The sequence below is a fragment of the Desulfosoma sp. genome (assembly GCA_037481875.1).
GTDB lineage: Bacteria > Desulfobacterota > Syntrophobacteria > Syntrophobacterales > DSM-9756 > Desulfosoma.
In genome coordinates, this window is the sequence record JBBFKY010000001.1 from 594,806 (window position 1) to 619,284 (window position 24,479).

Below are 24,479 nucleotides of genomic sequence, written 5' to 3' on the forward strand. Positions count from 1 at the left end.
GAACACCGTGAATGGACTGGGTCAACTCCTCACGAACGCGATCGATGCGTTGCGTCAGTTCCTCTCGGATGCCGTCAATACGTCTGCTCTGATCCACCAGATGGGCGTTGAGATCGTCAAGGCGTTTGTGCACGGCTTCCAAGTGTGTTCTCATCTGTGACTGTTCCCGTCGGATGTGATCCAGCTCGGGCACAATCAGCTCCTGTAGGGCCGCGCGAATGGCTTCTTTTATCTCCATACCCTACGCCTCCCGTCACCTTTATCTTTCCTCCACGTGTTCTCAATCCTAAAAGGGAAGATGTGCCGTCGTCAAGAAGCCCCGCTTCTCATTTGCCTACACTAGCGTTTCCTGGCTAATTTACAAATTTATCCATGTTCTGGTCTGTTAGGATGAGGCGAGCCACGCCCCTACCTTGAGACGGCATGAACGACGATGTATTGAGACTTTTTGGACAAATTCCTAGACGGCATCCGGCCGGGTTGCTTTTTTCAGGAGACCTAGTGGGGCAATGCAACGTTCGAGAATTTTATCTCTGGCACGGTCGATTCCGATGTGTTGATGTTCCTGGTGCAAGGCAACCAGCATGGCGGCCATTTCATGAAACTTTTGTTTGCCTTGCTGGCGGGCCGCTTCAATGAGTTCCCAATTTTGGAACTTCTTAAATTTTTGAAAGGCCTTAAGAATTTCAGGAAACATCAATCGCGTGAAAGGCCTGAGAAATGCCACGTAAAAGGCGAGGGCGGCGCGGTTCTTGTCTTCAATAATGTGTGTGAGAAGCCCCTTGTCGTCGGTGTCGGCACACAGGTCTTTGAGCACCCTGGCATAAATTTCAATAGGAGTGTTTGAGTAGGAAGCGACAATATCGTGCCACATATGGCCGCGAAAGGCTTCTTCGTGAAACTCGCCCAGTTCATGGTAGATCCACGTGTGGAGCTGGTTTCGAGCGATGGTTTTGAGTTGGTCGGCGTATCGCGCGGGGTTTCGAGCCACATCGGCCACATTGAGGTCGTAGACAGCAAAGGCGAAAGCAAGGGCCGATCGGGCGGAAGGCCTCATTTCAAAGATTTGATCCCACAGAAAGGCGAGCATGGGTTGGCGGCGTATGTAAATGCGAGGTCCTTGCCTCATGGCGGGTGCCGCAAACACGTCCCGGACCAGCTCCTCCGCAACGACAAACACAACGGCGCCGTCTATTTCCCAGGTTTCTTCAATGGTTCCAAGAAAAAAACTGGGCCTCAACCCTTCCACGAACCCCGCTCCATAAACCATTCCCGTGCCCGCCAGGAGGTCGTTGACGGCCTCCACATCAAAGGGATCCACAGTCATCCCATTCACAACCAAAGGCTGAAAATTCTTTTCCATCCAGGGATCCCACGAAGATTCCCTGTGTTCGATCCATTCCAAAAGCACCGAAGGTTCGGGCTCCGCCCAAGGCAAAAGGCCCTTTTCCCATTTGAACAAATCTCGAAGCCGAAGAACCAGGCCGCATAGGGAAAAGGTGCCGGCATAGTTGGCTTCGGCGATAAGGCAATTGGCCAGGACCTGTTCTTGAAGTTTTATAAGGGTTTCCATGGAAAGCGCCGCTTTGTGCTAAAAGTTTTCCCGCCAGTTAGACTCGACTGAGTATAACGCGTGCAAGGCGAAAGAAAAGATGTGCGCAAATCCACTTTGGAAAACCTGTGGCGCTCGAAGACGTTGAGCGAGATTGACCTTTGCTGATGGCGCTGGAAGCTTGTCCTTGAGTTTAGTTAAAATGAGCCGTTGCAGGCCACGACGAAGAGGCGATGCACCGCTTGGCTCCTACGCTCCAAGATCTTTGCTTTCCTGGGAGCTCGTGACCTCCACCTGCCGTTTATGCGGATGGAATGCCCGTGTTTCCAGGGATATATTGTCGGTTGCCCTTTCCATGTCGAGCGGGCTGATATGTCTGCCCCTACAGATGGGACACCGGCAAAAACCTGCAAGCTTGTCCCAAAATGAAAAAAGACCTCGGCTTACCCGGAAGCTCGATTCCAGTCACGCTCATGATGGGCGCGGGAAGCCCCTGCGTTCAGGAATAAAGACTCGGCCCCCCTTGGGGAGCGGACCGATATGTCCGTCCCTAAGGCATTGAGGCACGAGAATCCTTTGGAACGGACGTACCGGTGCACCACGCATAGGGTACAGGCAGAAACCCACAAGCTTGCCTTTCAATAAACGGTAAAATCGGGTCGACCCCCATGAATGACGCTGATTTTCTCAACGTTTTAAAGGCCTTTGGATTGCTCTGGAGCGGATACCGCAAGGTGCGCAAAGGGGCGAAAAGACGTTTGACCGCCTTGATGACAGCGCGGGGACTATTTACCGTGACGGACCTTCTGGATCGGTGCTCCGAAGATGGGCGTCTTCGGGAAGAGGTGCGACGCGCTCTGGCGGTTCCCATCAGCCGATTCTTTCGAGATCAAAGGCTTTGGCTTGTTTTGGAAACGCAGGTGCTTCCCGGTGTTTGCACCTGGAGCGGGGAGACGCTTCGCGTGTGGTGTGCAGGATGCGCTCGCGGAGAAGAAGTCTACAGCCTGAAAATTCTTTGGCACGAATGGGCGCACCATGCTGCCCTTGTTCCGAGGTTGGAACTGTGGGCTACGGATTTCCACGAAGGAATGTTGGAGCCGGCCAAACATGGCGTTTATCACCGAAGCAGCCTCAAGGAGGTTTCCGCGCAGCGTCAAGCGGCGTGGTTTCGCCCCCTACAGGGGGACCTTTTCGCTGTTGCCGATGAACTCAAGCAGGATATTCACTGGCAATGTCACGACTTGGTGACGGAAAACCCTCCGGCTCACGACTTTGATCTTGTGTTTCTTCGAAACAATCTTTTGACGTATTATGAAGGTGCCGTGCAACACAAAGCGTTCGAGGTCATCGTGGCTTCTCTTGCGGAAGGAGGGTTTCTGGTTGTGGGCAGTCGTGAAAAGCCGCCTTTGGGTTCATGGCCTTTGCTTCCATGCGCTGCAGACACCCACCTCTTTCGAAGAGTGCCTTTTCTTAATGATTTTTCCTGACAAGGAGGCTTTCTTGAAAGTCACTGCCTATGGTGCGGCCGGATGTGTCACCGGTTCCTGTTTTCTCGTAGAAACCGACCAGCGGTTTCTTGTGGACTGCGGCCTGTTTCAAGGCGGTCAGGCCATGGATGCATTGAATCGACAACCTTGGCCCTTCGATCCGGCCGATCTTCAGGCGGTGCTGCTCACCCATGCGCATATCGACCACAGTGGTCGTTTGCCGAAACTGGTCAAGGATGGTTTTCGAGGTCCCATTTACACCACGGCCCCTACGGCGGCCCTGAGTCGTATTCTTCTTTTGGATTCCGCTCATATTCAGGAAATGGAAGCCGAATGGAAGACTCGAAAGAACTTGAGAAAAGGCCGAGAGGCGGTTTCGCCCTTGTACACCACGGAGGATGCCGAAAAGACCGTCAGCCTTTTTCATCCGGTCTCTCAGAATGAGTTTCTGAGCTTATCCGACGCGGTTCGTGTCAGGTTTCGAAATGCAGGCCATATTCTAGGATCTTCCATCTTGGAACTCTGGAAAGAGGGTTCGAACCAGGCCTTAAAGATCGTTTTCTCCGGGGATATCGGCCGAAAGGATCAGTTGATTGTCAAGGATCCGGATCCGATTTTTGAAGCCGACGTCCTATTTATTGAATCCACCTACGGCAATCGGCGCCATCGGGGTTTTAAAGAGAGTGTGGCGGAACTGGCCGAGGCCGTACGTTACAGCTATGAACATGGCCAAAAGGTTTTGATTCCGGCCTTTGCCGTGGAACGGACTCAGGAAGTGCTTTATGTTCTGGGGCAGCTCTTTCGTGAAGGCACCATCCCTCGTCTTCCCGTATATCTGGACAGTCCCTTGGCCATCGCCGCCACGGAAATTTTTCGGCAAATGGCACATGAGTTTGACGAGGAAACCCAAGAGATCATCAATCAAGGCCAAGATCCCTTTGATTTTCCGGAACTGGTCTTTTCTCGAACGGCTCAGGATTCCCAGGCCTTGAACGAACTCAAAGGCCCGGCGATTATCATCGCCGGAAACGGCATGTGCACGGCGGGCCGCATCTTGCACCATCTGAAACATAATCTATGGCGTCGCGGTTGTTCTTTGGTCATTGTCGGGTATCAGGCCGAAGGATCCTTAGGACGACGCCTCATCGAAGGGGCGAAAACCGTCAGGATTTTTGGGGAAGACATCATGGTGCGTGCCAAAGTCTTTACCATCGGCGGCTTTTCGGCCCATGCCGACCAAGAGGAGCTTCTTCAATGGCTTTCCCATTTCACCAACCCGAAACTCCAGGTGGTGGTGATCCACGGTGAAAAAGACATCGCCGCTGTTTTTGCCCAAACGGTTCGTGAGCGGTTGAAGTTTGAAACCATTGTTCCTTCTATAGGCCAGATCCTACTCTTTGAAGAAGCTGTACAGCCGACGATAGCCCCTGCGGTCGTGCATCCTCACTGGGACAAAGTCCTAGCGACGGTAGAAGCCCGAGTTGCCGCCGCACGACGCCGCCTGGAATCCTGGGCGGACCGGTTAGATACCGACGCTCGGGAAGAATTGGAAGCGGCTGTTCGCGTGTTCTTACGAACCCTGGAACGTTATGCGGGAAAAGCCTAAAAGGGGGTGCAATCTTAAGGAGCGAGCCGTGCAGGGGGAAATGGAAAAGTGGTTGGAGCATCGGGAACGAAAGATCCTGGAAGCGCAGTTAGCGCAGGCTCTTGAGCAGGTTCCACCGTCGTGTCGGGACAGGGTGCGGGATCTTCTTCAGGAAAGAGCGCAGCTACGTCGTTGGGAACACGGTGGCTCCTTTGTGGTGTTTCCTTTTGATGACGGCTGGCTTCCTTTGGATCGAGCCGTTGAGCGCCTTGTGGAGTCTTGGTGTCAGGATAAGGGAGGTGTCTCCATGGAAAGGAAGGTGGGCGATAAGGTTGTGGTCCTCGTTCAAGGCGACATCACTGAAATGGACACTGAGGCTATTGTGAATGCCGCCAACGCCGATTTGATTCTAGGAGGTGGTGTGGCTGGGGCCATACGGACTAAAGGAGGGCCGGAAATCCAGGAGGAATGTAACCGCATCGGGGGCACTCACGTGGGCGGTGCTGTGGTCACCACCGGTGGGCGCCTCAAAGCCCGCTACGTCATTCACGCCGTGGGCCCTCGATGGGGCGAAGGCAACGAAGAAGAAAAACTCAGGCAGGCCACCATGAACAGTTTGCGCCGGGCGACGGAAAAAGGGCTGCGGTCCATGGCGTTTCCGGCCATCAGCACGGGTATTTTTGGATTTCCTAAAGATTTGTGCGCCAAGATCATGCTGGAAACCGTGCTGCGTTTCTTGGCCGAAGAGGACACAAGCCTGGAACGGGTGGTTTTTTGCTTGTGGTCTCAGGAGGATCTAAATCTTTTTCAAAAGACGCTGCAATCTTTATGATCCATAGGGACCGATGCATGTCCGCATTCCTCTAGGGTCTCTCCGATAATTTGGAATGCATTGTTCCAGGCTGCACTCTGAGCACACGGCGCGCCGTACCCCTACCACCCTTGCTATTGTTGGGAGCGCGGGCCTTTGGCCCGCTCCTTGGACGCAAGGGCGGCCCGGGCTCTCGGAGCAAGGATGCCTTGCGGCCAGGTCCTTAAGCTGCGGGAAGGCGTAAGCCGTCCTCAGGCTGAAGCACTTTTAAACTGGAAAGCAGCGTGTCGTAATCGGTGTCAGTGAGGGGTAGCAGGTCGACGGAAGGGGCGAAATGCACGAGGGAACTAGTTCGGGGTTCAAAGATCTTTCCCGCTTGAAGAACAGGTTGCGGCAAGCGGTATCGAAAACCATGCCCCAGGTCCAAAATCAGGTCCAAGGATTCCTCATCTTCCAAAAGGGCGACCAAGAGAACGTTGTGCACAAAAGCTCGACCGCGCAGGTGCTTTTGCCCCACTGCGTCGTTGTAAACCTCCAGGATGCCCTCGGTAAGTCTCACGGAACGATTGAGAGGCGTGACCAGGTAAGAGTCTTCAATAAGATAGGTGCCTTCTCGAAAAGGAATCGAAACTGCCATGGTCGGCTCCTGACTCATTGGAATTGGGGGGCGGACCCATGGGACCGCCCGTACAGGTGAAGGCGGATGGACCGAAACGAGAATCGGCATTGCCGCATTCTTTGCGCAAAATCATGGACCATGCCCCTACCAACGTCTCCTTGTCTGGGCGTACCGATGCGAGCGCCCGAAAACGTCCCCCTGCCGGATGTTTTGGCGCGGACATACCGGTCCGCCCCTACGGAGTTTGGGAGTGGCCCATGGCCAATGGGGCCGGCTCGGTGGTCGGGGTCAGTATTGTGGGCGGTCGCATGGGGTCTCCCCTAGAGGTTCATGTCGAAGTCAACTTAAAACAGCCCTTGGCTCAAGGCAAGCAGTGTTGTCACCATCCTCTGCATCACGAAATCAGGACCGTTTCCAACCCATGAAACCATCTTTCCCACCCACGCTTTCACGACTGCGGCCTTCGGAATTGGACTCGACGTCTCTCAGTCTTCGACGATCTTTTTCAAGAAGGCATTTTTCTTGGAAGAGAAGGCGTCCCGCCCGCACCAATGGCCGGCTGAAGGCCCTCGCTTCCAGCAAAACCATCGCCTTTTGCTTTTCTGAGACAGGTTCTTGCGCGGCCCTTTTTCAACAGACCGTTCGCCTTTTTCCAAGGGACACAAGGCCCGCTTCACCACGCCACCAGCCCGTGCTTTCACGAGGTTACGACCTCACGATTGACGTTTCACGATTTCACGATTTCACGACGATGGAGGAAAACGTGCACAACGGAGAACTCAATCGCATTTTGGCCGCCCTTGGGGCCAAGTACCGAACAGAAACAGTTGAAGTCAAAATCGGTTCGGACACTCTACGTATTCTGCAAATGGCCGATTTTGAAGACTACGTCGGGGAATTGGCCCAAAGGGATTATCTCACTTTAGAAGACCTGCCTTTGTGGGCCAAGGTTTGGGAAGCTTCCTTTGTCATGGCGAGCTACTGGGCGCATCAGCCTGTCGTTCCAGGCCGTCGCATCCTGGAAATCGGCACAGGGATCGGTGTTCTTGGGGTTTTTATGGCCTCCAAGGGCCATCGGGTCACCTTGTCCGACATCAATGAAGATGCTTTGCTGTTTGCCAAGGCCAACGTGCTTTTGAACGGCTGCGAACGTGTCGCAGATGTGCAGCGGATAGACTGGAACGACACCTTTGTCGGAGAACCGTATCATGTCATCGTGGGTTCGGAAGTGGTTTATGACCGCGCCACGTATCCGGCTCTGGTACGATTCCTGGACCAGGCTCTGGTTCCTGGCGGCACCATCTTTCTTGCCAAAAACACCCAACTTCAAGCTCCGGGTTTCTTTGCCGAGCTGGTCACTCGATTCGCCTACAAGGAAAAGATCATTCCATTTGAAGGCCATGACGAGATTTCCGGTGTAGCGCTTTACGCTATTCGACGCCGTGGTGAAACGATGCGATCCTGAACAATGGATAAAAAGGCATGGGTATGGATTCAAGGGTGAAGCAGCCGGGTTTCGTTTTTAAAGAGTGCGTTCCTTCGAAGCGAGGGTGCGTGCCTGCGGTGGTGCATTCCCCGACAAGGTCTGCAGCGTTCGGTCATGGCAGCCCTGGGGTCGTGATCTGTTGTCATGGGCTCTTGAGCGCGAAAGACAGCCCGAAATTTGTGCAAATGGGCGAAAGATTGGCCGAGGAGGGGCTCTGGGTTCTTCGTTTTGACTTTACGGGCTGCGGTGAAAATACATGCAGCTTTAAAAGAAGCCTGTTGGAGACCCGGTTGGATGATCTTCAGAGTGTGGTGGATTGGGTTTGCGGGCCGAATCGTCCTTGGGGAGATCGACCCGTAGTGGGTCTTTTCGGGTCAAGCCTTGGAGGGTTTCTGAGTTATGTTTTTTCTGGGCGTTTTCCTGAAAGGATAAAGGCTACAGCTGTGTGGGCGGCTCCGGCTCGATTGCATGACATCGGTGCCGGTTCAAATCGTAGACCTTTGGAACTGGAACCCGCTTGGCCGTCCAAGCTTCCTCTGGGAACCCCGAACTCCATAGATGCCCTGCCTTCTGTTTCCAATGTGCTCGTTCTACACGGCACAAAGGATGAGTTGGTTCCGTGGCACCATGCCACGGTCTTGTATCGAGCGGCCTCGGAGGAAAAACGGCTGATTCTTTTGGAAGATGCCGATCACCGGTTGACCGATGCCCAAGTTCGAGCCAAGGCGACGGAGCTGACGGCCTCTTGGTTGTTTTCCAAGCTCATGGAAAGGTAAAAGGCTGAAACACATTTCTATTCGGTGAGGAGTAGGAGTTGTCTCTTGACCCTTTGATTGAGCAGGACTTTGTGGCCATCGACTTTGAAACGGCGAACCCGGATCGGAACAGCGCCTGCGCCGTCGCCATCGTCAAGGTGCAGGATCATCAAATCGTTCGTCGAGCCTTTCGATTGATTCGGCCTCCGACGCCCAACTTTGTCTTTACCTATATTCACGGCATCACGTGGAAGGACGTACGGCATGAGCCCACTTTTAAAGAAATTTGGCCGGAACTGGAAGAGCTGACTCAAGGGGCCTTCTTTTTTGCAGCCCACAACGCTTCCTTTGATCGATCTGTGCTGCAGGCATGCTGTGCCACCTACAATCTACCCATGCCTTCCATACCTTTTGTTTGCACCGTCCAACTGGCTCGGCGTTGCTGGCGTCTTTATCCCACCAAGCTACCCGATGTCTGCCGTCATCTGGGCATCGACCTAAGGCACCACGACGCCGCCTCCGATGCAGAAGCCTGTGCCCGAATCGTCCTTCATGCCAGAGGCATCGAGCCTTGACACACAGGCTCAGTTTCCAAGAAAACGGCACCCATGCTGTGTTTCCACAGATCAAAAACAAACAAGGCTATTTGAGAACGAATTTTTCATCTGGGAACGCGAGCCTTTGGTTCACTATTTTCACGAGGCGTTCCGACCGCATGATCAGCGGGCCAGAGGTCTACGTTTCCGTAAAATGGGACGTATCAGATTCGTCGGGGCACGATGTACCGTGCGCCGACCGTAAAGGCATTCTCACGGTGGTCCTTTTGCGTTCTTGGACGGCTTTCCGGCTTCAGGTCGCAATTAGAATATTGTTTCAGATCAGGGAAATTACATGCACAGCGCAGGAAATGCAGGGATCATAGCAGCGAATGATCTTTTCGGCTTCCCTGCGCAGAACATCAGTCGGCTCACTCGCGAAGCTTTCGAGAAACAGGCGCAGATCCATTTCCATATGGGCCAGATTTTGCGATGTGGGTGGGATAATGGTGCAGCTTTCGATCCGTCCCGTGCTGCCGACTCGGTAACGATGCATGAGACTGCCTCGAGGGGCCTCGGTGATCCAGACCGCTTCCCCTTCCACAGGTTCGTAGGGGACAAAGGCCCGATCAGGTTCTTCATAGTCGGCAATAATTCTTAGGGCCTCATAAAACGCATAAGCCAATTCCACGGCTCGAGCCACAATGGCCATGCGCGTGTTTCTTATGGGAACCGAAATGCCGGCATCTTTCAGAGCGCTTTGAATGGCCGTTGGAAGTTTGGCGTGATTGAGGTTAAGGCGGGAAAGAGGTCCTACCATGTAAGGGGTCTGAGACCCGTCGCGGATCCTACCGGCATGAAGCGCCGTGGAATGGGAAACCTGAAATTCGATGACGGTCTCAAGAAAGGCGTCCATGGAAAATGTCTCACCGGTGGAAAAGCCCATGGTCCCTTCGTTCATGGGGTATTCTTCATCGTGGACAAGAGACACCCACACCGTGTCCCATGCCGTTTCCGGAAAAGGAAGGGAAGCCGCCCAAGAAATTTCCTTCAGTGACTCTTCATAGGCGGTCTCCAGTTTCGGTGCCAGGGATAGCAAGGCTTTCTTTGACGGTGTGCGCGTAAAGCCACCAACACGGACGGACACAGGATGCACGGATCGTCCGCCGAGAACGGCCAGAAGTTCATTGCCCAATTTTTTGAAGCGAACGCCTCGCGCCAAGATGGATTGCTCGTTTTTGGATTCCCAAGCACTGTTGAGGCCGTAAAAGTCGGGACCATTCAGCAGATACATGTGCAGGGCATGGCTTTCGATCCATTCGGCGCAATAAAGAAGACGCCTCAGGTCTCGAAGAGGTTTTTCCACCTGGATGCCGAAGATTTTTTCCAAGGCATGCACCGACGACATCTGGTAAGCCACCGGACAAATGCCGCAAATTCTCGCCGTAAAATCCGGAACATCTTCATGAGGGCGACCGATCAGAAAGGCTTCGAAAAACCGAGGTGCCTCATGAATAGTGACGTGGACCTGAGTGGGAGCTCCGTGACGAATCTCGATAAAGATTCCCCCTTCACCTTCCACTCGAGCCAGTGATGGAACGTGGATGATCTTACGATCGGCTTTCAAGGCGTGCCTTCCTGAAAGTATAGGTGTTCATTTTGTCCAGAAGAGCCTGACATTCCCTGGCGTTAAGCCCCATCTTTTCAAACCACGCGAGAAGCCCATCCACGTTGGCATCTTCTTTGGGACCAAAGCAGCCGTAGCAGGGTCTTTCCAGGGAAGGGCATAAAGCCTCACAGCCGGCCCGAGTCACGGGCCCAAGGCAAGGCTGCCCCTGAGACACCAAAAGGCAGGGAATGCCATGCCTTTTGCACTCCATGCACACACTGTATCCGCGAAGCATGGGGCGTCTTCCCAGCAGGAAGGCCACCAAGGTTTCGGAAAGGGCCTGAGTGGTGATGGGACATCCGTAGAGCTCATAGTCCACGTGGACATGTTCGCTGATGGGTGTGGATGTGGACAAAGCCTGAACAGCTTGAGGTGATGGATAGGTTGAGGCTTTATAAGACGCTAGGTTCGCCCAGTTTCTTAAGGCCTGCAGGCCGCCGGAAGTGGCGCAGGAGCCCATGGCAATCAGGTGTCGAGATCTTTCCCGGATTTCCACAATCGTGTTTCTTTGTCGCGGCACAGAGACAGATCCTTCCACCAAAGCCAAGTCCAGCGTTCCCCGCAGGGGCTTGTCCATCGCTTCAGGGAAATAGGCCATTTCGAACAGGTCCACGAGCCGCACCAGGTCGTCTTCCAGATTGAGGACGGTGAGCTGGCAACCGTCGCAGGAAGTCAATTTAAAAATACCGAGCCGAGGTTTTTTCATGGCTTTTTGGCCTTTTGTCACATTCGAACCCGTGAGTGTGAAAACGCAGATCAAATTTCACGAACGTCCCAAAACATTTCGATATCGCTCAGGCGAAAGATAGGGCCGTCTTTGCATACGAACTTCGGCCCGAGCAGACAGTGGCCGCAGAACCCGGTACCGCAGTTCATGTTTCTTTCCGTGGACACAAAAATTTTTTCCGAAGGAACGCCCTTGGCGGTGAGATCCCTGGCCAGAGAGGTCATCATCACTTCCGGCCCGCACATGAAAACGACGCTTCGCAATGGATCCAGGGAAAATTTCTTGAAAAGAACCGGAATCAACCCCACTTCCCCTTTCCAGTATTCTTCGGGGTCCGCCTTGTCCACGGTCAGATACACCTGAAAAATGTCCTTGTATCGAGGGAACTCGTCCCGAAAGATAATATCCTTGGGGGTTTTGGCACCGTAGAGAAGAATCTTTTTACCGGGCAGACTAGGACATGTGGAGAAGGCACCACGGGAACTTTCGAGGACAATATGGCGAATGACGGATCTCAGCGGGGCAATGCCCAATCCTCCTGCGATGATCATCAGGTCGCGGTCTTCGACCTCATCGAGAGGCCAGTGGTTTCCAAAGGGGCCTCTCATGCCGATTCCATCTCCAACGTTGAGCTTAGAAAGATGGGTGGTCACATCGCCTGCAATTCGAATGGTGTGCAGGATTTCCCTATCCTTGGGAGCGGAACTGATGGATATGGGAGCTTCCCCGATGCCGGGAAGGGACAGCATATTGAACTGGCCCGGTTGAAACGTATAGCTTTTGGCGATGTCCCGGCTGGTAATCTTGAGGGCACAGCTAAAGGTATCCCGGGTTTCCTTTTTGATCCAGCGAATGGTCGTTTCAAAAGGAAGCATGGCGTCATAGGTCATGGCGTGCTCCTTGCCGATGCAAGGGCTTTGCATTCTTCTGTGATGTCGATACCCACCGGACACCAGGTGATACAGCGTCCGCAGCCGACGCATCCCAAGGTCCCGAATTGATCGACCCAGTAAGCCAGCTTGTGAGACACCCAATGTCGAAAGCGGGCTCTTCGCGACGGCCGAAAGTTGCCTCCATGCACCCTGGCGAAATTGACCGAAAAGCAGGAATCCCAGGTTCGGATTCTTGTGGAGGACACAACGCTTGATGTCTTGGAAACCCACGCCAAAGGAACCTTGTCATGAGTTGTTGAGCAAAAACATGTGGGACACACCTGTGTGCAATTCCCGCAGCCAAGGCATCGAATGGCCGTTTCGGCCCATCGGGGGTGCTCCAGGTGGTTGAAGATGATGCGAGGCAGATCCTTCACCTGAATCATCTTGGGTATATGCTTGATGCAGTATTCCATTCTTTGAAACTTTTCGGTTTGGTGCTTTTCGTCGGCATGGGTGAGTTGGATGCCTCGAAGGAGATCTTTGGCTTTCTGTGAAGAGATTTCCACAAGGAAGGCATTTTCAAGTTCCGTGAGCGCGATGTCATAACCACAGCGGGCTTCAGGACCTGTGCCCACGGAGTGGCAAAAGCACTGTTCGCCGGGGCGAACGCAGTTCACAGCTACAATAAAGATATTGTTTCTAACCGCCTCGTAGCGGCGGTCCTTAACAGGCCCTTTAAGGAAAACCTTATCGAGAATGTGAAGGGCTGCCAAATCGCAGGCTCGCATGGCGAAAAACGCCAAAGGTTTCAGTGCAGGCGCTCCTGATGTCGGCAGCATCTGAAGTCGCCCCCTGGATCTTTTAGCAATGTATTCTTCGCGCACGGCAGGATGAAGAAAACGTTTAAAAGAATCAGGGCCAAGGGAGAAGGAGAAAAGAAGGCTTCCGTCGCCGGGGTCGAGTCGATAAAACCCTGGAGCCTGCCGATCTTCAAAGGACAGGGGCATGTCCTGGAAAGTATCCAGTTCCTCGAGGACCACGACACCGGCCTTCACCTTAGGACCAATAATTGTAAAGGCGTCATGCAGAGCATCGAAGAGCCGGGGAAGGTCTTGTTTTGGTATCGTCGCTGTAATCATGGAAGACATTCCCCCTTATCGGCTCGTATCAAAAATTAAACTCACTAAAACATGCAGCCTTCGGTTCGGCAAGTCCTCTCAAGGCTCGCCCGGCATTGTTCCGCACATTTTCGAGCGTTCTCATGAAATACCTTCCTCCTCAACAGAGGAACCTCGGTGTCCTTCTTGTCTGCGCCCGGTAGAGGCGGACCGATGTGTCCGTCCCGTTTTCAACGACGGTTTCTGACCATTCCCTCCGTGTCGATTGTCACACGTCAACGGTGCACCAATTTTTCACACAAAACGGAAAAGGTCGGAAACGGGCGGTGCGAAGATATAGAACAGCAACACCACATTGTGGGACGCTTCCGCAGCATCCCGGTTTCATCGGCGCATTTCATGCGCCCTACGGTGCGGGTTGAAGTATTCGGTCAAGCCGTGAGATTTGGATTGGTTTGATTGGCGCATTTCATGCGCCCTACGGTGCGGACGCTTCAATTCCACGAACCTTCAATTGTTTCAACATCGTGGCGGCATGGTGAACGGCGCGCACAGATTCGGGAAGCCGATAACGACCGATACATTGTAGTCTGTAGGGCGCATGGAGGCGAAGCCGAAATGCGCCATCTCCCGGAATGCATGGGTGCATTGCTTACGGCCGACGGTTTCATCGGCGCATTTCATGCGCCCTACGGTGTGGATGCCCCAATTCCACGAAGCTTCCTGTGTTTCAACATCATGGCGGCATGATGGGCGGCGCGGAGAGGTTCGGGAAGACGATAACGACCGATACATTGTAGTCTGTAGGGCGCATGGAGGCGAAGCCGAAATGCGCCATCTCCCGGAATGCATGGGTGCATTGCTTACGGCCGACGGTTTCATCGGCGCATTTCATGCGCCCTACGGTGTGGGCTTTTACCGGAGCGTCATACAATGGTCCGAAAGTCGCGTATCATCGGCGCATTTCATGCGCCCTACGGTGGGGGTTGAAATATTCGGTAAAACCGTAACATTTGGATTGTTTTGATTGGCGCATTTCATGCGCCCCGCGGTGTGGATGGTCCAATTCCACGAAGCTTCCTGTGTTTCAACATCGTGGCGGCATGATGGGCGGCTCGCAGAGGTTCCGGAAGACGATAACGACCGATACACTTTTCCACAAGCTGAAGAGCCGAATCACAGTCAGCCAAATGACCTGGGGAAACATAAAGGGGTTTGACTCCCGTTTTGGATCGGTACACGTAGCCGACCTGCATACCTTCGAGCCACAAAGGCCGTCTTTGTCCACGTTCCAGCCCCAACGGCTCATGGTCACCGCAAAGTCGTGTCTTGGCGCAGCCAACAGTTGGTTTTTCCAAAAGAACTCCCAGGTGACATGCTAGACCGAAGCGCCGTGGGTGCGCTAGCCCTTGGCCGTCGCACAAAAACACGTCCGGAGGGCGTCGAAGAAGCTCGTAGGCTTTCAAAACAGCCGGTATCTCCCGAAAACTCAAAAGCCCGGGCACGTACGGAAAGCGAATATCCGCTTGCACGTGCACCGTTTCCAAAAGCTTAAGGTCGGGCCAGGAAAACGTCATGATAACGGCGATAAGTTGGTTGGTTTCCTTGATGTAAGAGAGGTCAGCCGCACCCAGAACGGAAAAGGAAACCGGCAAGTGACGCAGGCACACCCTGCCCGCAAGCTTTTCCTGAAGGGCACGAGCTTCTTTCGGTGATAACCGATCCACGGGACCTCTATGGAGAACCTTTGTCTCGGCTCAGTGTGTGGCAGTTTCCTCGCTCACCCTTGCTGCCGACTGTCCTATCCTGAAAAAGAGCCATTGGTCCAAACGCCAGGTGCGGTGCTGTGTTACGCGCACCTTGAAAAGCCGCAGGCTCGACACACGATACATCCTCCGTCGTATTCCACGGAAGCTCCGCAATCGGGGCAGGCTCCCATCTCCTGCGTTGCAGAAGCCACATTGGCTTGAGCATGCCGGTTCAGGACCTTGGCAATGGCGTCCGTGCAGGAAAGGATCTGCTCTCCGTTTTGCCAGATGGGCGACGGGCATCGAATCCCCATGAGCTGGCGAATGATGGCCTCGATACGCACTCCAGAACGCAAAGCTAGAGAAATAAGCCGTGCTGTGGCTTCAATCTGGGAATAGGCGCAACCGCCGGCTTTGCCCATCTGAGCGAACACTTCACAAAAGCCGTATTCATCCCGATTGATGGTGACATAAAGTTTTCCACAGCCCGTATTGATGCGTTCGGTAGCCCCGATGGTCTTATCAGGGCGCGGCCTGGGCTCCACCTGACGAAATTCGGGTTTTTTCTGAATGTTAAGCACCTGCACATCTCGACTGCCGTCCCGGTAGACGGTCAGGCCCTTGCATCCGGCCTTAAAAGCCTGAAAGTAGGCGTTGTAAATGTCTTCAGGCGTCGCGCTGTTCGGAAAGTTGATGGTCTTGCTGACGGCATTGTCGGTGTATTTTTGAAAGGCCGCCTGAATACGTATGTGCCATTCGGGACCAATATCGTGAGCTGTGACGAAGACGCGGCGCACATCTTCCGGAATTTCAGAAAAAGCTTGCAGGCTTCCTCGAGCCGCAATTTTTTTCATGAGGCCTTCGGAATAGAATCTTTTCTCCTGAGCCACTTTTTGAAAAAGGGGATGCACCTCCAGGAGTTCTTCACCATCCAGCACCTTTCGAATAAAGGTGATGGCAAACACAGGCTCTACGCCACTGGAACACCCCGCCAAAATGCTGATAGTTCCCGTAGGGGCTATGGTCGTCGTGGTCGCATTCCTCATGAACGGATAGCTGCCGCCAGCTTCGGGATCATAGACGGATCCTTTGAAATTAGGAAAGTTCCCTCTTTTGGTGGCCAGATGGGCCGACGCCTCTTTAGATTCCTTTTGAATAAAAGCCATCACTTCTTCAGCTACCGCAACGGCTTCGTCGGAGTTGTAAGGAATACCAAGGGCCATGAGCATATCCGCAAAGCCCATGACGCCAAGTCCGATCTTGCGGTTGGCTAACGTCATTTCTCGAATTTTGGCCAAAGGGTATTTGTTGACGTCGATGACATTATCGAGGAAATGAACCGCTTCCCAGACGACATCCTTAAGGCGTTCGTAGTTGATGCTGCCTTCCTGAACCATATGGAACAGGTTGATGGATCCAAGATTGCACGATTCGTAAGGCAGTAGCGGCTGTTCACCGCAAGGGTTTGTGCTTTCGATTATCCCCACGTGAGGGGTAGGGTTATGGCGGTTGATGGCGTCAATGAAAATGACGCCGGGCTCCCCGTTTTTCCATGCCGACTGAACGATTTGATCGAAAACCTTGCGTGCCGACAGGGTCTTGGTGCGGGCGCCGGTTCGCGGATTAATCAGGTCGTAGTCCTCATTATTTTCCACGGCACGCATAAAGGCATCCGTGATAGCGACCGAGATGTTGAAATTGGTGAGCCGATCATTGTCGTGCTTGCAGGTAATGAACTTTTCGATGTCCGGATGATCCACCCGCAGAATGCCCATGTTGGCACCGCGTCGTCGTCCTCCCTGCTTGATGGTGTCCGTGGCCGAATCAAAAACGGTCATAAAACTCACAGGTCCACTGGCAACACCGTTGGTGCTCTTGACCACATCACCTTCAGGACGAAGCCGCGAAAAGGAAAAGCCTGTGCCGCCGCCGCTTTGATGAATCTTGGCGGCATGCTTGACGGCTTCAAAAATTTCTTCCAGCGAATCACCTACGGGAAGCACAAAACACGCCGACAACTGGCCCAGGTCGGTTCCGGCGTTCATGAGTGTGGGGGAATTGGGCAAGAAGTCCAAGGAAGTCATGAGGGCATAGAAACGCTGCGCCGTCTCCGCCGTTTCTTTTTCCGTCGCTCCGTAGAGAGCGTCCGCTTCAGCGACGGCTCGAGCCACCCGCCAAAAAAGTTCTTCCGGAGTTTCTACAGCCTCGCCCTTTTCGTCCTTTTTCAGGTAGCGTTTCTTTAAAACAACTAGGGCATTGGGGGTCAAAGGTATCGAGCTTCGAAGGGCAGAGCGTTTGGCGCGTTTCATGGTCGACTCTCCGGTCGGAACCGAGTTTCGCGACACGTCCTTGGCCTTTTCGTTGAGGGCGGCGTCTACCAAGCGTTCATCCGTCATGACTTCGTAACTCCCTTAGGCAATTCGCAAAAGACAAAATGCTGTACCAGAGATGTGGGCTCCTTATGGATAAGGGGCATCACATTGTATACGGGGATCGGTGCAATGGCAAAAAAAGAAGAACCCATTGACTCCAAAAAGTCACGGGTAAACACTTAGATTCCATGGAAAAAATAGGGATCGCCTCAAGAAGTTTTTTTTCTTTTGCAGAAGCCCTGGACGCTTGGCCCCTGGGTGTCCCGGTTTCTTTCGCCGACGGCAAGATCATTGCGCCTTGGCGCTACTAAAGGTATGTTGTCCACGTTGTAGTCCGGAACAGGTTTTCTTTTGGTCCTTCGAAGGAACGGTGATCGAATGTCTCACGTGACAGAATCCTCTAATGCTTGGCTTGTGGATACCCACGCGCATTTGGATTTTCCAGAACTTTCAACTGACTTGGAGGGGGTGTTTGAACGGTGTCGCGCGGCTGGGGTCGCCGTGATCATCAGTATCGGAATTGATGAAAAAACAAGCCGGGCCGCTGTTGAACTCAGTCGACGCTACCCGCACGTCTACGCCACGGTGGGGCAGCACCCTCACGGTGCTCACAAACTCTCGGATGAGGAACTGCAAAAGCTGGCCGATTTGGCCTCTGATCCCAAAGTGGTGGCCATTGGAGAAATGGGGCTGGATTATTACCGGGACAGACAACCGCGGCCTAGCCAAAAGGTGTGTTTGCAACAGCAATTGGAACTGGCCGTACAATGCCGAAAACCCGCAGTTTTTCACATTCGGCAAGCCCACGAAGACTTTCTCAAGATTGTGGCCCCCTATGTGGACCGTCTTCGACCCAGCGTGCTTCATTGTTTTTCCGGAGATTGGAAAATCGCCGTTCGTTGTCTGGATATGGGGTTTTATCTCTCCATTCCAGGAACAGTCACATACAAAAACGCCCAAGAGCAGCAGCTTGTGGTGCAAAAAGCTCCTTTGGACCGTCTTTTGCTGGAAACCGATGCTCCGTATCTCACCCCGGTTCCCTTTCGAGGAAAACCCAATGAACCCGCCTTTGTGCGCTACACGGCGGAAAAGATAGCGGAATTGAGGAGGTGTTCCTTCGAGGTGGTAGCCGAGGCGACCAGTCGCAATGCGGAAAGGGTTTTCGGTTTTGCCCGCTGCGTTTGAAACGTTTTTTGAATGAATCCATGCAGTAGGTCCTTTAAGAGCGTACCGATGTGTATCGCCTTGAAAACAGTTACCGACGGAATGTTTTGGAATCGTTTTCAGGCAAACATCTAGGCTGTCAAGGCTTTGAGGAAAGGCGCAAAAGTGGCTCTCTATGTTGTTCGTGAGCCGTTGGTATTGGCTTCCGCATCTCCAAGAAGAAAGGAACTTCTGGCGCAGATGGGCCTGGAGTTTCGTGTGATTCCAAGCCCTGACGAAGAGCCCGCCATCGGTTTACGGCCGGATGAAGGAGTGCGTCGATCCGCCTTGTTTAAGGCACGCACGGTAGCGCAGATGGAAACGACCTCGTGGGTTCTGGCGGCGGACACCATTGTGGTTTTGGGAGGCCATGTTTTTGGAAAGCCGTCGACGCCGCAAGAAGCCTACACCATGTTACGATCTCTTTCCGGCAGAAGCCACGATGTGTATACCGCCGTGTGTCTGACGCGAGCGGATAAAGGGTTTTGCCGGGTAGAAATCGTAAAGACTCGCGTGGAATTTCGTGAAATGACGGAAGCTGAAATCATCGCCTATGTGGGCACCGGTGAACCTATGGATAAAGCCGGCGCCTACGGCATTCAAGGGTTGGCCGGGGCCTTTGTCAAGGCCGTGTACGGCTCATACAGCAACGTTGTGGGGCTTCCCCTTGCAGAAACCCTTGGAATGCTCCAGAAAAACGGGATTATCATTCCTTCGGGGGTTGGGGAAAACCTTAAAACCGCATGGGGCGAGGGATGAGTGTCCTGAAAGCCAATCTGGCTCAAATTCATCGCAGCCTGGAAGAGGCGTGCCGTCGTAGCGGGCGGGACGTCCACAGTATCCGGCTTATCGCCGTGACCAAACAGGTTCCTGTGGAAAAGATTCGAGAAGCTGCAGCGGTAGGACTTCGTCTTTTCGGGGAAAACTATGTTCAGGAAGGATCCCGAAAGATCGAGGCTTTAAACGATCTTTCGTTGGAATGGCATTTCATCGGGCATCTTCAGACCAACAAGGTGAAAGCGGCACTTCAAAAATTTGACTGGATTCAAACCGTCGATCGCTTGTCTTTGGCCCGTGAACTGGATAAACGCGGAGGAGCGCTAGGCAAAAGGGTTCCTGTTCTATTACAGGTGCATCTGGGTGACGAGGAAACCAAGGGAGGTGTGGCTCCCGACGATCTGGAATCCTTGTTCAAATCCGTGCAAATCATGGAATGGCTTGATGTTCGGGGTCTTATGGCCGTGCCCCCTTACTTTGAAGATCCCGAGGCGGTGCGGCCCTTTTTTAGAAGCCTTCGGCAGTGGTTGGAAAGGCTACGACAACAGGCTCTGCATCCCGAGCGTCTGACGGAGCTCTCCATGGGCATGAGCCACGATTTTCATGTGGCCGTCGAAGAGGGAGCGACCTTGATACGTGTAGGTACGGCATTATTTGGACCTAGGCCGTCAAAACCGAGTGCAAGCTTGTCCCCATGAGCTTGTGGTGACCTCATTGAGATGGGCGCAACGTGGTTATCACAAAAACTTTACGGTTGACGATCCGACGAAAGGAGTGCTGTGCAGGTTTGCTGACGCCGTATTTCCGCTAGAGCCACGGCGGCGGCCACCGACGCATTTAGGGATTGCACGGGACCCGTTCCGGGTATTTTGACCAGAAAGTCGCAGGTTTTTTTCACCAAAGGTCGAAGCCCTGTGCCTTCGCTGCCCACAACCATAGCCACAGGCATGGTATACTGCATCTCATAAATGGTAGACGGTCCTTCCAAATCCAAACCCACGATCCAATAACCCACTTTCTTGAGTTCTTCCATGGCACGAACCAGATTAGTCACCTGAATCACGGGAAGATGCACCAAAGCTCCCGCCGAAGCTTTATACACGGTTCCTGTGACAGGAACGGAACGGTCTTTGGCGAAAATAACGGCTCGAGCCCCCAAAAAACAGGCACTGCGAAGGATCGCTCCAAGATTGTGGGGGTCTTGAAGGCAATCCAGCAGAAGAACGGGAGGTTGTCCGGGATCTGGCCGTGTGAGGACCGTTTCCAGACTGTGGTACTGAAAAGCTTTCAGACGAGCTGCGATACCCTGATGGTGCTCATGACCGAGACGATCGGACAAAAGACGGCGCTCCACCTTGGAAACCGGAATCCCCTTGTTCCGGGCCGATTCCAGGATTTCTTGAACCCGTGTATCGTCACGAGAACAGACAATTTCACAAACATTTTCCGGCTGAGATTGCACACATTCCCGCACGGGATGCACGCCGTAAACCCAGAGTTCCTCTTGTTTAGTCTCTCGAAAGGATTTGACTGTGACGCGGCTTTCTTTGGAACGATCTTTTGCCACGGCTGCTGCATTTCAAAAAAGGTTAGAGGAAGGGAAGGAAAGGTGCCAAAGCCCCGTAGGCTCGAAGGCGGCTGCAGCGTGTCGCACGCAGCACCGCCATGACGTCGGCGACCGCTTCTTCTAGGGCATTGTTGACAATCAGATAGTCGTACCAAGGAGCTTCCCGAATTTCCGCCTGAGCCGTCTCCAGGCGCCGTCGAATCACTTCTTCGGACTCGGTACCGCGACGTCGCAGCCTCTGTTCCAAAGTGTCCATGTCAGGGGGCAGAATAAAGAGCGTGGTGACATCAAGGTCCGTTGCGCGGATTTTTCTTGCCCCCTGAACGTCAATTTCCAGAAGCACATCCAGACCTTGAGCCAGCCAGCTTTCCACAAGGCGTCGGTCGGTGCCGTAGTAGTTTCCGTAAACCTCAGCCCATTCAAGAAAGCGACCTTCGGCGATGCCGTTTTCAAAAGCTTCCCGAGTCAAAAAATAATAATCCACTCCGTGGGTTTCGCCGACTCGAGGAGATCGGGTCGTGCAGGAGACCGAAAAGCGTACATGGGGGTCTCGATCCAAAACGGCCCGCACAATGGTGCTCTTACCCACACCGGACGGAGCGGAGAGAACAAACACGTGACCGGGAACTTTCGGCATTCTGTCACTTTCCGCTCTTGGACGAGGCGCCGTCCTTTTGTCCCTGATCGTGCAAAAGTCTTTGAGCGATGGTTTCCGCCTGCACGCCGGACAGAATCACATGATCACTATCCGTGATGATAATAGCCCGTGTGCGTCGCCCCATGGTGGCGTCAATGAGCTTGTTGGCTTGCTTGGCATCTTCTTTGAGGCGTTTCATGGGCGCCGAACTTGGGGATACGATGGCCACGATACGGTTGGCCACCACGGTGTTGCCGAACCCGATGTTAAGCAGTTTAATGTCCATCGTTGGCCTCATTCAATGTTTTGAATCTGTTCCTTGATCTTTCCAATGGCATTTTTCATTCGAACCACGGCTTGCGTCACAATCAGGTCAGTGGTTTTCGACCCGATGGTGTTCACTTCTCGAAGCAGTTCTTGAGCCATAAAATCCAGACGACGTCCTTCGACGGGTTCTTCCGCCTCAATCCAGCCGATCATTTGGTCCAAGTGACTTTTAAGCCGGACCAGCTCTTCGTTGATGGCCGTACGATCCATCTGGTAGGCCAGTTCCTGAAGCAGACGGTTTTCGTCCACGGTGCCCTGAAGAGCGTTTAAAATATCTTGAATTTTGGTTCGAAGTTTTCCCAGGAGCTCCGCCGAAACCACTTGAGAGCGCTCTTCCACCAAAGCTCTGTCCTGCTGAAGCTCGTGAAGCCGATCCAAAATATCCCTTGCCAGAGCTTGCCCTTCCAGGGTGCGGGCTTCCACGAGTCGGTCCAGAGCCTCCTCGGTGGCTTGAGCCACCAGATCGCGTAGCTCTTCGGCTTGCGGTAAAGTGCTGTCTGTTTCCCAAACACCGGGGAGTTTCAAAAGATGTTCCAGTTGCGGGGGGTTGGAGCCCGGCAGTTTGAGATGGAGCTGATAGAGAGTATCCCAATAAGCCCGTGCCGTCTGAAAATGAAGTCGGGCCGCTCTCAGCCCTGATACCAGGGGTTCGATGGAAACATAACAGTCCACACGACCCCGTTGCAGCTTTCGACGCAGGACGTCTCGAACCACTTCCTCCAAATCCAAACGTTCTTTAGGAAGGCGAATAAAAAGGTCTAGGTGCTTTCCGTTGACACTGCGCATTTCCACAACGGCTTCGTAGATTCCGTTGTTCGAGGCGGCACGCGCGTATCCTGTCATGCTTCGAATCACAGGCTGATCTCCTTAAGAGTCGGGAAGGAACGGGGCAGGCGACCGAGTCGATGTGCCATAAGGGTACCTCGCAGAAGTCCGAAAAACCTTCTTGTGTCTTCCTGAGCGTAGTCAGGGTAAGTCCAGGGAAGAGGGCGATAGGCGCCGTCTTGATAAAGAAGATGCAGGTCCGCGTAAATGCCGTCCCGAAGATAAATACGATGCCCTGCTTTTTTTCCCGTGGCCAGAATCAGGCTGTCTTCGCTCAAAAGGCCGGGATCCACATTGACGGTCCGGCGTCCATCTCGAGCCCATTCCTGCTCCAAAAGATTGGTGCGACCCTTGATTTCAGCAAGGCGTTCGGGATCCACAGGCTCCACAAAGCTGCCGAAAAGCCTTAGAATTCCTGATCCCATCTCTTTTTCATAGTAACGGGTGTAAGTGAATTCTTGCGATTTTGTCACGGCGTCCAAAGGTCCAAACATATCGGTCAGTTCGGATAGCACGTGCACTTTCTCGTCGTTTCGACGAAAAAGAAGCCCAAAAACCAGTTTGCAAGGTTTGGGAGCTTTGGGAACACTCATGGCTCACAGCCTTCACCGTCTTGCAGGGCGGCTCGAAGACGATCATGTTCCACGACGGCTGTGCCCACTTCTCCAACCACAATACCTGCCGCGATATTCGCCAACACAGCGGCCTTGCGCATATCCAGGCCTGCCGCTACGGCCAGAGCCATAGCGGCGATAACGGTATCTCCCGCCCCGGTAACGTCGAAGACCTTTTTGGCAACCGTAGGAATGTGAAACGTGGGGGCTCCAGCCCCGAAAAGGCTCATGCCTTCGGGACCTCGAGTGATGAGCACATGGCGGCATTGAAGCTTTTCCAAGAGGTGACGGCCGACGGCTTCCAGGGAGGTTTCATCCGTCACCGTTTTGCCGGCCATGGCCGAAGCTTCCTGAGTGTTAGGGGTCACTAGAGTGACGTGATGGTAATAGGACGCATGAGGCACTTTGGGGTCCACGAAGATAGGAATCTCACCATCTTGCACCAGAGCCCGAAGAGTCTCCATAAGGTTGTAGGATACAACCCCCTTGGCGTAGTCGGAAACCACCACGACATCCACACCGCGGATTTCGGTTTCCAAAGCCTGCTCTAAGGCCCGCAGGCTTTGAACGTCATAAGGGCCGGTTTCCTCTCGATCCACGCGCACGACCTGTTGATGATGGGCGATCACTCGGGTCTTGACGGTTGTGGGACGATGATGGACCGTGACCAAACCTTGGCAGGAAACCTGAACTTGTTCCAGAAGGTTTCTTATCTCCAAACCAAAGGAGTCATTTCCGATGACACCCACAACCCGAGCCTTTCCGCCCATGGCCACGATGTTATGAACAACGTTGGCGGCGCCACCCAACCTGTGGGTTTCTCGGCGTACTTCCACTACGGGGACTGGAGCTTCCGGAGAGATTCGGCGCACATCGCCCCAGAGGAAAACATCCAGCATGAGATCCCCGACGACGAGCACCGTGGCTTGGGCAAAACGATCCAGCCCTTGGAGAAGGTGGTGCTGGTTTTGGGTGAGGATGGCGGCGGCCATGGATTCTGAAAGGACCTCGATCACGGCGCTGGTTTGGCTTCTTCCGGAAGCATGATGGGAATGCCGTCTCGAATTTCGTAAAGGAGCCGGCAGCGCTCGCAGACTAGGCCGTCTTGAGAATCCGTTAGGCGAAGGTCACCCTTACATTGAGGGCAGACGAGAATTTCGAGGAGTTCTTGGCTGATGCTCATACCCCT

Annotated in this window: 25 protein-coding genes; 9 read left to right on the forward strand and 16 right to left on the reverse strand. The window is 53.6% G+C overall.

What is annotated here, in order from left to right; genetic code table 11:
• Positions 1-238, reverse strand: a 238-nt coding sequence (locus WHS46_02635) for a hypothetical protein (protein MEJ5347572.1), incomplete at its 3' end; no start/stop codon positions are given.
• 222 nt (positions 239-460) lie between these two features.
• A complete protein-coding gene (locus tag WHS46_02640; protein MEJ5347573.1) occupies positions 461-1,573 on the reverse strand; it encodes an Sfum_1244 family protein in 1,113 nt (370 codons plus the stop codon).
• 647 nt (positions 1,574-2,220) lie between these two features.
• Here WHS46_02640 and WHS46_02645 point away from each other — a divergent pair.
• Genes WHS46_02645 through WHS46_02655 form a run of 3 tightly spaced genes read left to right on the forward strand, consistent with a single transcriptional unit; the run spans position 2,221 to position 5,456 of the window.
• Positions 2,221-3,039 (forward strand): CheR family methyltransferase, encoded by an 819-nt coding sequence (locus WHS46_02645; GenBank protein MEJ5347574.1) that lies wholly within the window; start codon positions 2,221-2,223, stop codon positions 3,037-3,039.
• Positions 3,040-3,052: 13 nt separating this feature from the next.
• The gene (locus WHS46_02650) at positions 3,053-4,645 is read left to right on the forward strand and encodes an MBL fold metallo-hydrolase (GenBank protein ID MEJ5347575.1); all 1,593 of its coding nucleotides are present in this window, start codon (positions 3,053-3,055) and stop codon (positions 4,643-4,645) included.
• Between the two features lie 28 nt (positions 4,646-4,673).
• The gene (locus WHS46_02655; protein MEJ5347576.1) at positions 4,674-5,456 is read left to right on the forward strand and encodes a macro domain-containing protein; all 783 of its coding nucleotides are present in this window, start codon (positions 4,674-4,676) and stop codon (positions 5,454-5,456) included.
• 202 nt (positions 5,457-5,658) lie between these two features.
• Here the strand turns inward: WHS46_02655 and WHS46_02660 are convergent, their stop codons facing one another.
• On the reverse strand, positions 5,659-6,072 hold the full coding sequence (locus WHS46_02660; GenBank protein MEJ5347577.1) for a hypothetical protein: 414 nt from the start codon (positions 6,070-6,072) through the stop codon (positions 5,659-5,661).
• Positions 6,073-6,817: 745 nt separating this feature from the next.
• Here WHS46_02660 and WHS46_02665 point away from each other — a divergent pair.
• The 3 genes from WHS46_02665 to WHS46_02675 are packed head-to-tail and all read left to right on the forward strand — an operon-like array spanning position 6,818 to position 8,870.
• Complete coding sequence (locus tag WHS46_02665; protein MEJ5347578.1) at positions 6,818-7,519, forward strand: methyltransferase; 702 nt, start codon at positions 6,818-6,820, stop codon at positions 7,517-7,519.
• 23 nt (positions 7,520-7,542) lie between these two features.
• Positions 7,543-8,316, forward strand: a complete 774-nt coding sequence (locus WHS46_02670; GenBank protein MEJ5347579.1) for an alpha/beta fold hydrolase — start codon at positions 7,543-7,545, stop codon at positions 8,314-8,316.
• A 38-nt stretch (positions 8,317-8,354) separates the two neighbouring features.
• Complete coding sequence (locus tag WHS46_02675) at positions 8,355-8,870, forward strand: 3'-5' exonuclease (GenBank protein ID MEJ5347580.1); 516 nt, start codon at positions 8,355-8,357, stop codon at positions 8,868-8,870.
• Between the two features lie 298 nt (positions 8,871-9,168).
• On the opposite strand, the gene WHS46_02680 is transcribed toward WHS46_02675, so the two are convergent.
• The 6 genes from WHS46_02680 to WHS46_02705 form a co-directional block, all read right to left on the reverse strand.
• Positions 9,169-10,458, reverse strand: a complete 1,290-nt coding sequence (locus tag WHS46_02680) for a nickel-dependent hydrogenase large subunit (protein ID MEJ5347581.1) — start codon at positions 10,456-10,458, stop codon at positions 9,169-9,171.
• On the reverse strand, positions 10,442-11,206 hold the full coding sequence (locus WHS46_02685) for a hypothetical protein (GenBank protein MEJ5347582.1): 765 nt from the start codon (positions 11,204-11,206) through the stop codon (positions 10,442-10,444). The genes WHS46_02680 and WHS46_02685 overlap by 17 nt, the downstream gene beginning before the upstream one ends.
• 50 nt (positions 11,207-11,256) lie before the next feature.
• Complete coding sequence (locus tag WHS46_02690) at positions 11,257-12,117, reverse strand: FAD/NAD(P)-binding protein (GenBank protein ID MEJ5347583.1); 861 nt, start codon at positions 12,115-12,117, stop codon at positions 11,257-11,259.
• Positions 12,114-13,241 carry a 4Fe-4S dicluster domain-containing protein gene (locus WHS46_02695; protein MEJ5347584.1) on the reverse strand — a complete coding sequence of 376 codons (1,128 nt, stop codon included), beginning with the start codon at positions 13,239-13,241 and terminating at the stop codon, positions 12,114-12,116. The genes WHS46_02690 and WHS46_02695 overlap by 4 nt, the downstream gene beginning before the upstream one ends.
• Before the next feature lie 1,016 nt (positions 13,242-14,257).
• On the reverse strand, positions 14,258-14,947 hold the full coding sequence (nfi, locus tag WHS46_02700) for a deoxyribonuclease V (protein MEJ5347585.1): 690 nt from the start codon (positions 14,945-14,947) through the stop codon (positions 14,258-14,260).
• Positions 14,948-15,069: 122 nt separating this feature from the next.
• A complete protein-coding gene (locus WHS46_02705; protein ID MEJ5347586.1) occupies positions 15,070-17,364 on the reverse strand; it encodes a vitamin B12-dependent ribonucleotide reductase in 2,295 nt (764 codons plus the stop codon).
• Positions 17,365-17,718: 354 nt separating this feature from the next.
• Here WHS46_02705 and WHS46_02710 point away from each other — a divergent pair, with 354 nt between their 5' ends.
• From WHS46_02710 to WHS46_02720, 3 genes are all read left to right on the forward strand, one after another.
• Positions 17,719-18,525, forward strand: coding sequence for a TatD family hydrolase (locus WHS46_02710; protein MEJ5347587.1), 807 nt, complete (start codon positions 17,719-17,721; stop codon positions 18,523-18,525).
• A 144-nt stretch (positions 18,526-18,669) separates the two neighbouring features.
• Positions 18,670-19,302 carry a Maf family protein gene (locus WHS46_02715; protein ID MEJ5347588.1) on the forward strand — a complete coding sequence of 211 codons (633 nt, stop codon included), beginning with the start codon at positions 18,670-18,672 and terminating at the stop codon, positions 19,300-19,302.
• Entirely contained in the window at positions 19,299-20,018 is a 720-nt protein-coding gene (locus tag WHS46_02720) for a YggS family pyridoxal phosphate-dependent enzyme (protein MEJ5347589.1), read from the forward strand. The genes WHS46_02715 and WHS46_02720 overlap by 4 nt, the downstream gene beginning before the upstream one ends.
• A 50-nt stretch (positions 20,019-20,068) precedes the next feature.
• On the opposite strand, the gene rlmB is transcribed toward WHS46_02720, so the two are convergent.
• Genes rlmB through WHS46_02755 form a run of 7 tightly spaced genes read right to left on the reverse strand, consistent with a single transcriptional unit; the run spans position 20,069 to position 24,473 of the window.
• Complete coding sequence (gene rlmB, locus WHS46_02725; protein MEJ5347590.1) at positions 20,069-20,887, reverse strand: 23S rRNA (guanosine(2251)-2'-O)-methyltransferase RlmB; 819 nt, start codon at positions 20,885-20,887, stop codon at positions 20,069-20,071.
• 22 nt (positions 20,888-20,909) lie between these two features.
• Complete coding sequence (gmk, locus tag WHS46_02730) at positions 20,910-21,524, reverse strand: guanylate kinase (GenBank protein ID MEJ5347591.1); 615 nt, start codon at positions 21,522-21,524, stop codon at positions 20,910-20,912.
• Between the two features lie 4 nt (positions 21,525-21,528).
• Positions 21,529-21,810, reverse strand: a complete 282-nt coding sequence (locus WHS46_02735; GenBank protein ID MEJ5347592.1) for a DUF370 domain-containing protein — start codon at positions 21,808-21,810, stop codon at positions 21,529-21,531.
• An 8-nt stretch (positions 21,811-21,818) separates the two neighbouring features.
• Complete coding sequence (locus WHS46_02740) at positions 21,819-22,706, reverse strand: YicC/YloC family endoribonuclease (protein ID MEJ5347593.1); 888 nt, start codon at positions 22,704-22,706, stop codon at positions 21,819-21,821.
• Positions 22,703-23,269 (reverse strand): DUF4416 family protein, encoded by a 567-nt coding sequence (locus WHS46_02745; GenBank protein ID MEJ5347594.1) that lies wholly within the window; start codon positions 23,267-23,269, stop codon positions 22,703-22,705. Before WHS46_02745 ends, WHS46_02740 begins: the two co-directional genes overlap by 4 nt.
• Positions 23,266-24,306 carry a D-glycero-beta-D-manno-heptose-7-phosphate kinase gene (gene rfaE1, locus WHS46_02750; protein MEJ5347595.1) on the reverse strand — a complete coding sequence of 347 codons (1,041 nt, stop codon included), beginning with the start codon at positions 24,304-24,306 and terminating at the stop codon, positions 23,266-23,268. The genes WHS46_02745 and rfaE1 overlap by 4 nt, the downstream gene beginning before the upstream one ends.
• Positions 24,303-24,473, reverse strand: a complete 171-nt coding sequence (locus WHS46_02755) for a Trm112 family protein (GenBank protein MEJ5347596.1) — start codon at positions 24,471-24,473, stop codon at positions 24,303-24,305. Before WHS46_02755 ends, rfaE1 begins: the two co-directional genes overlap by 4 nt.
• Between the last annotated feature and the right edge of the window lie 6 nt (positions 24,474-24,479).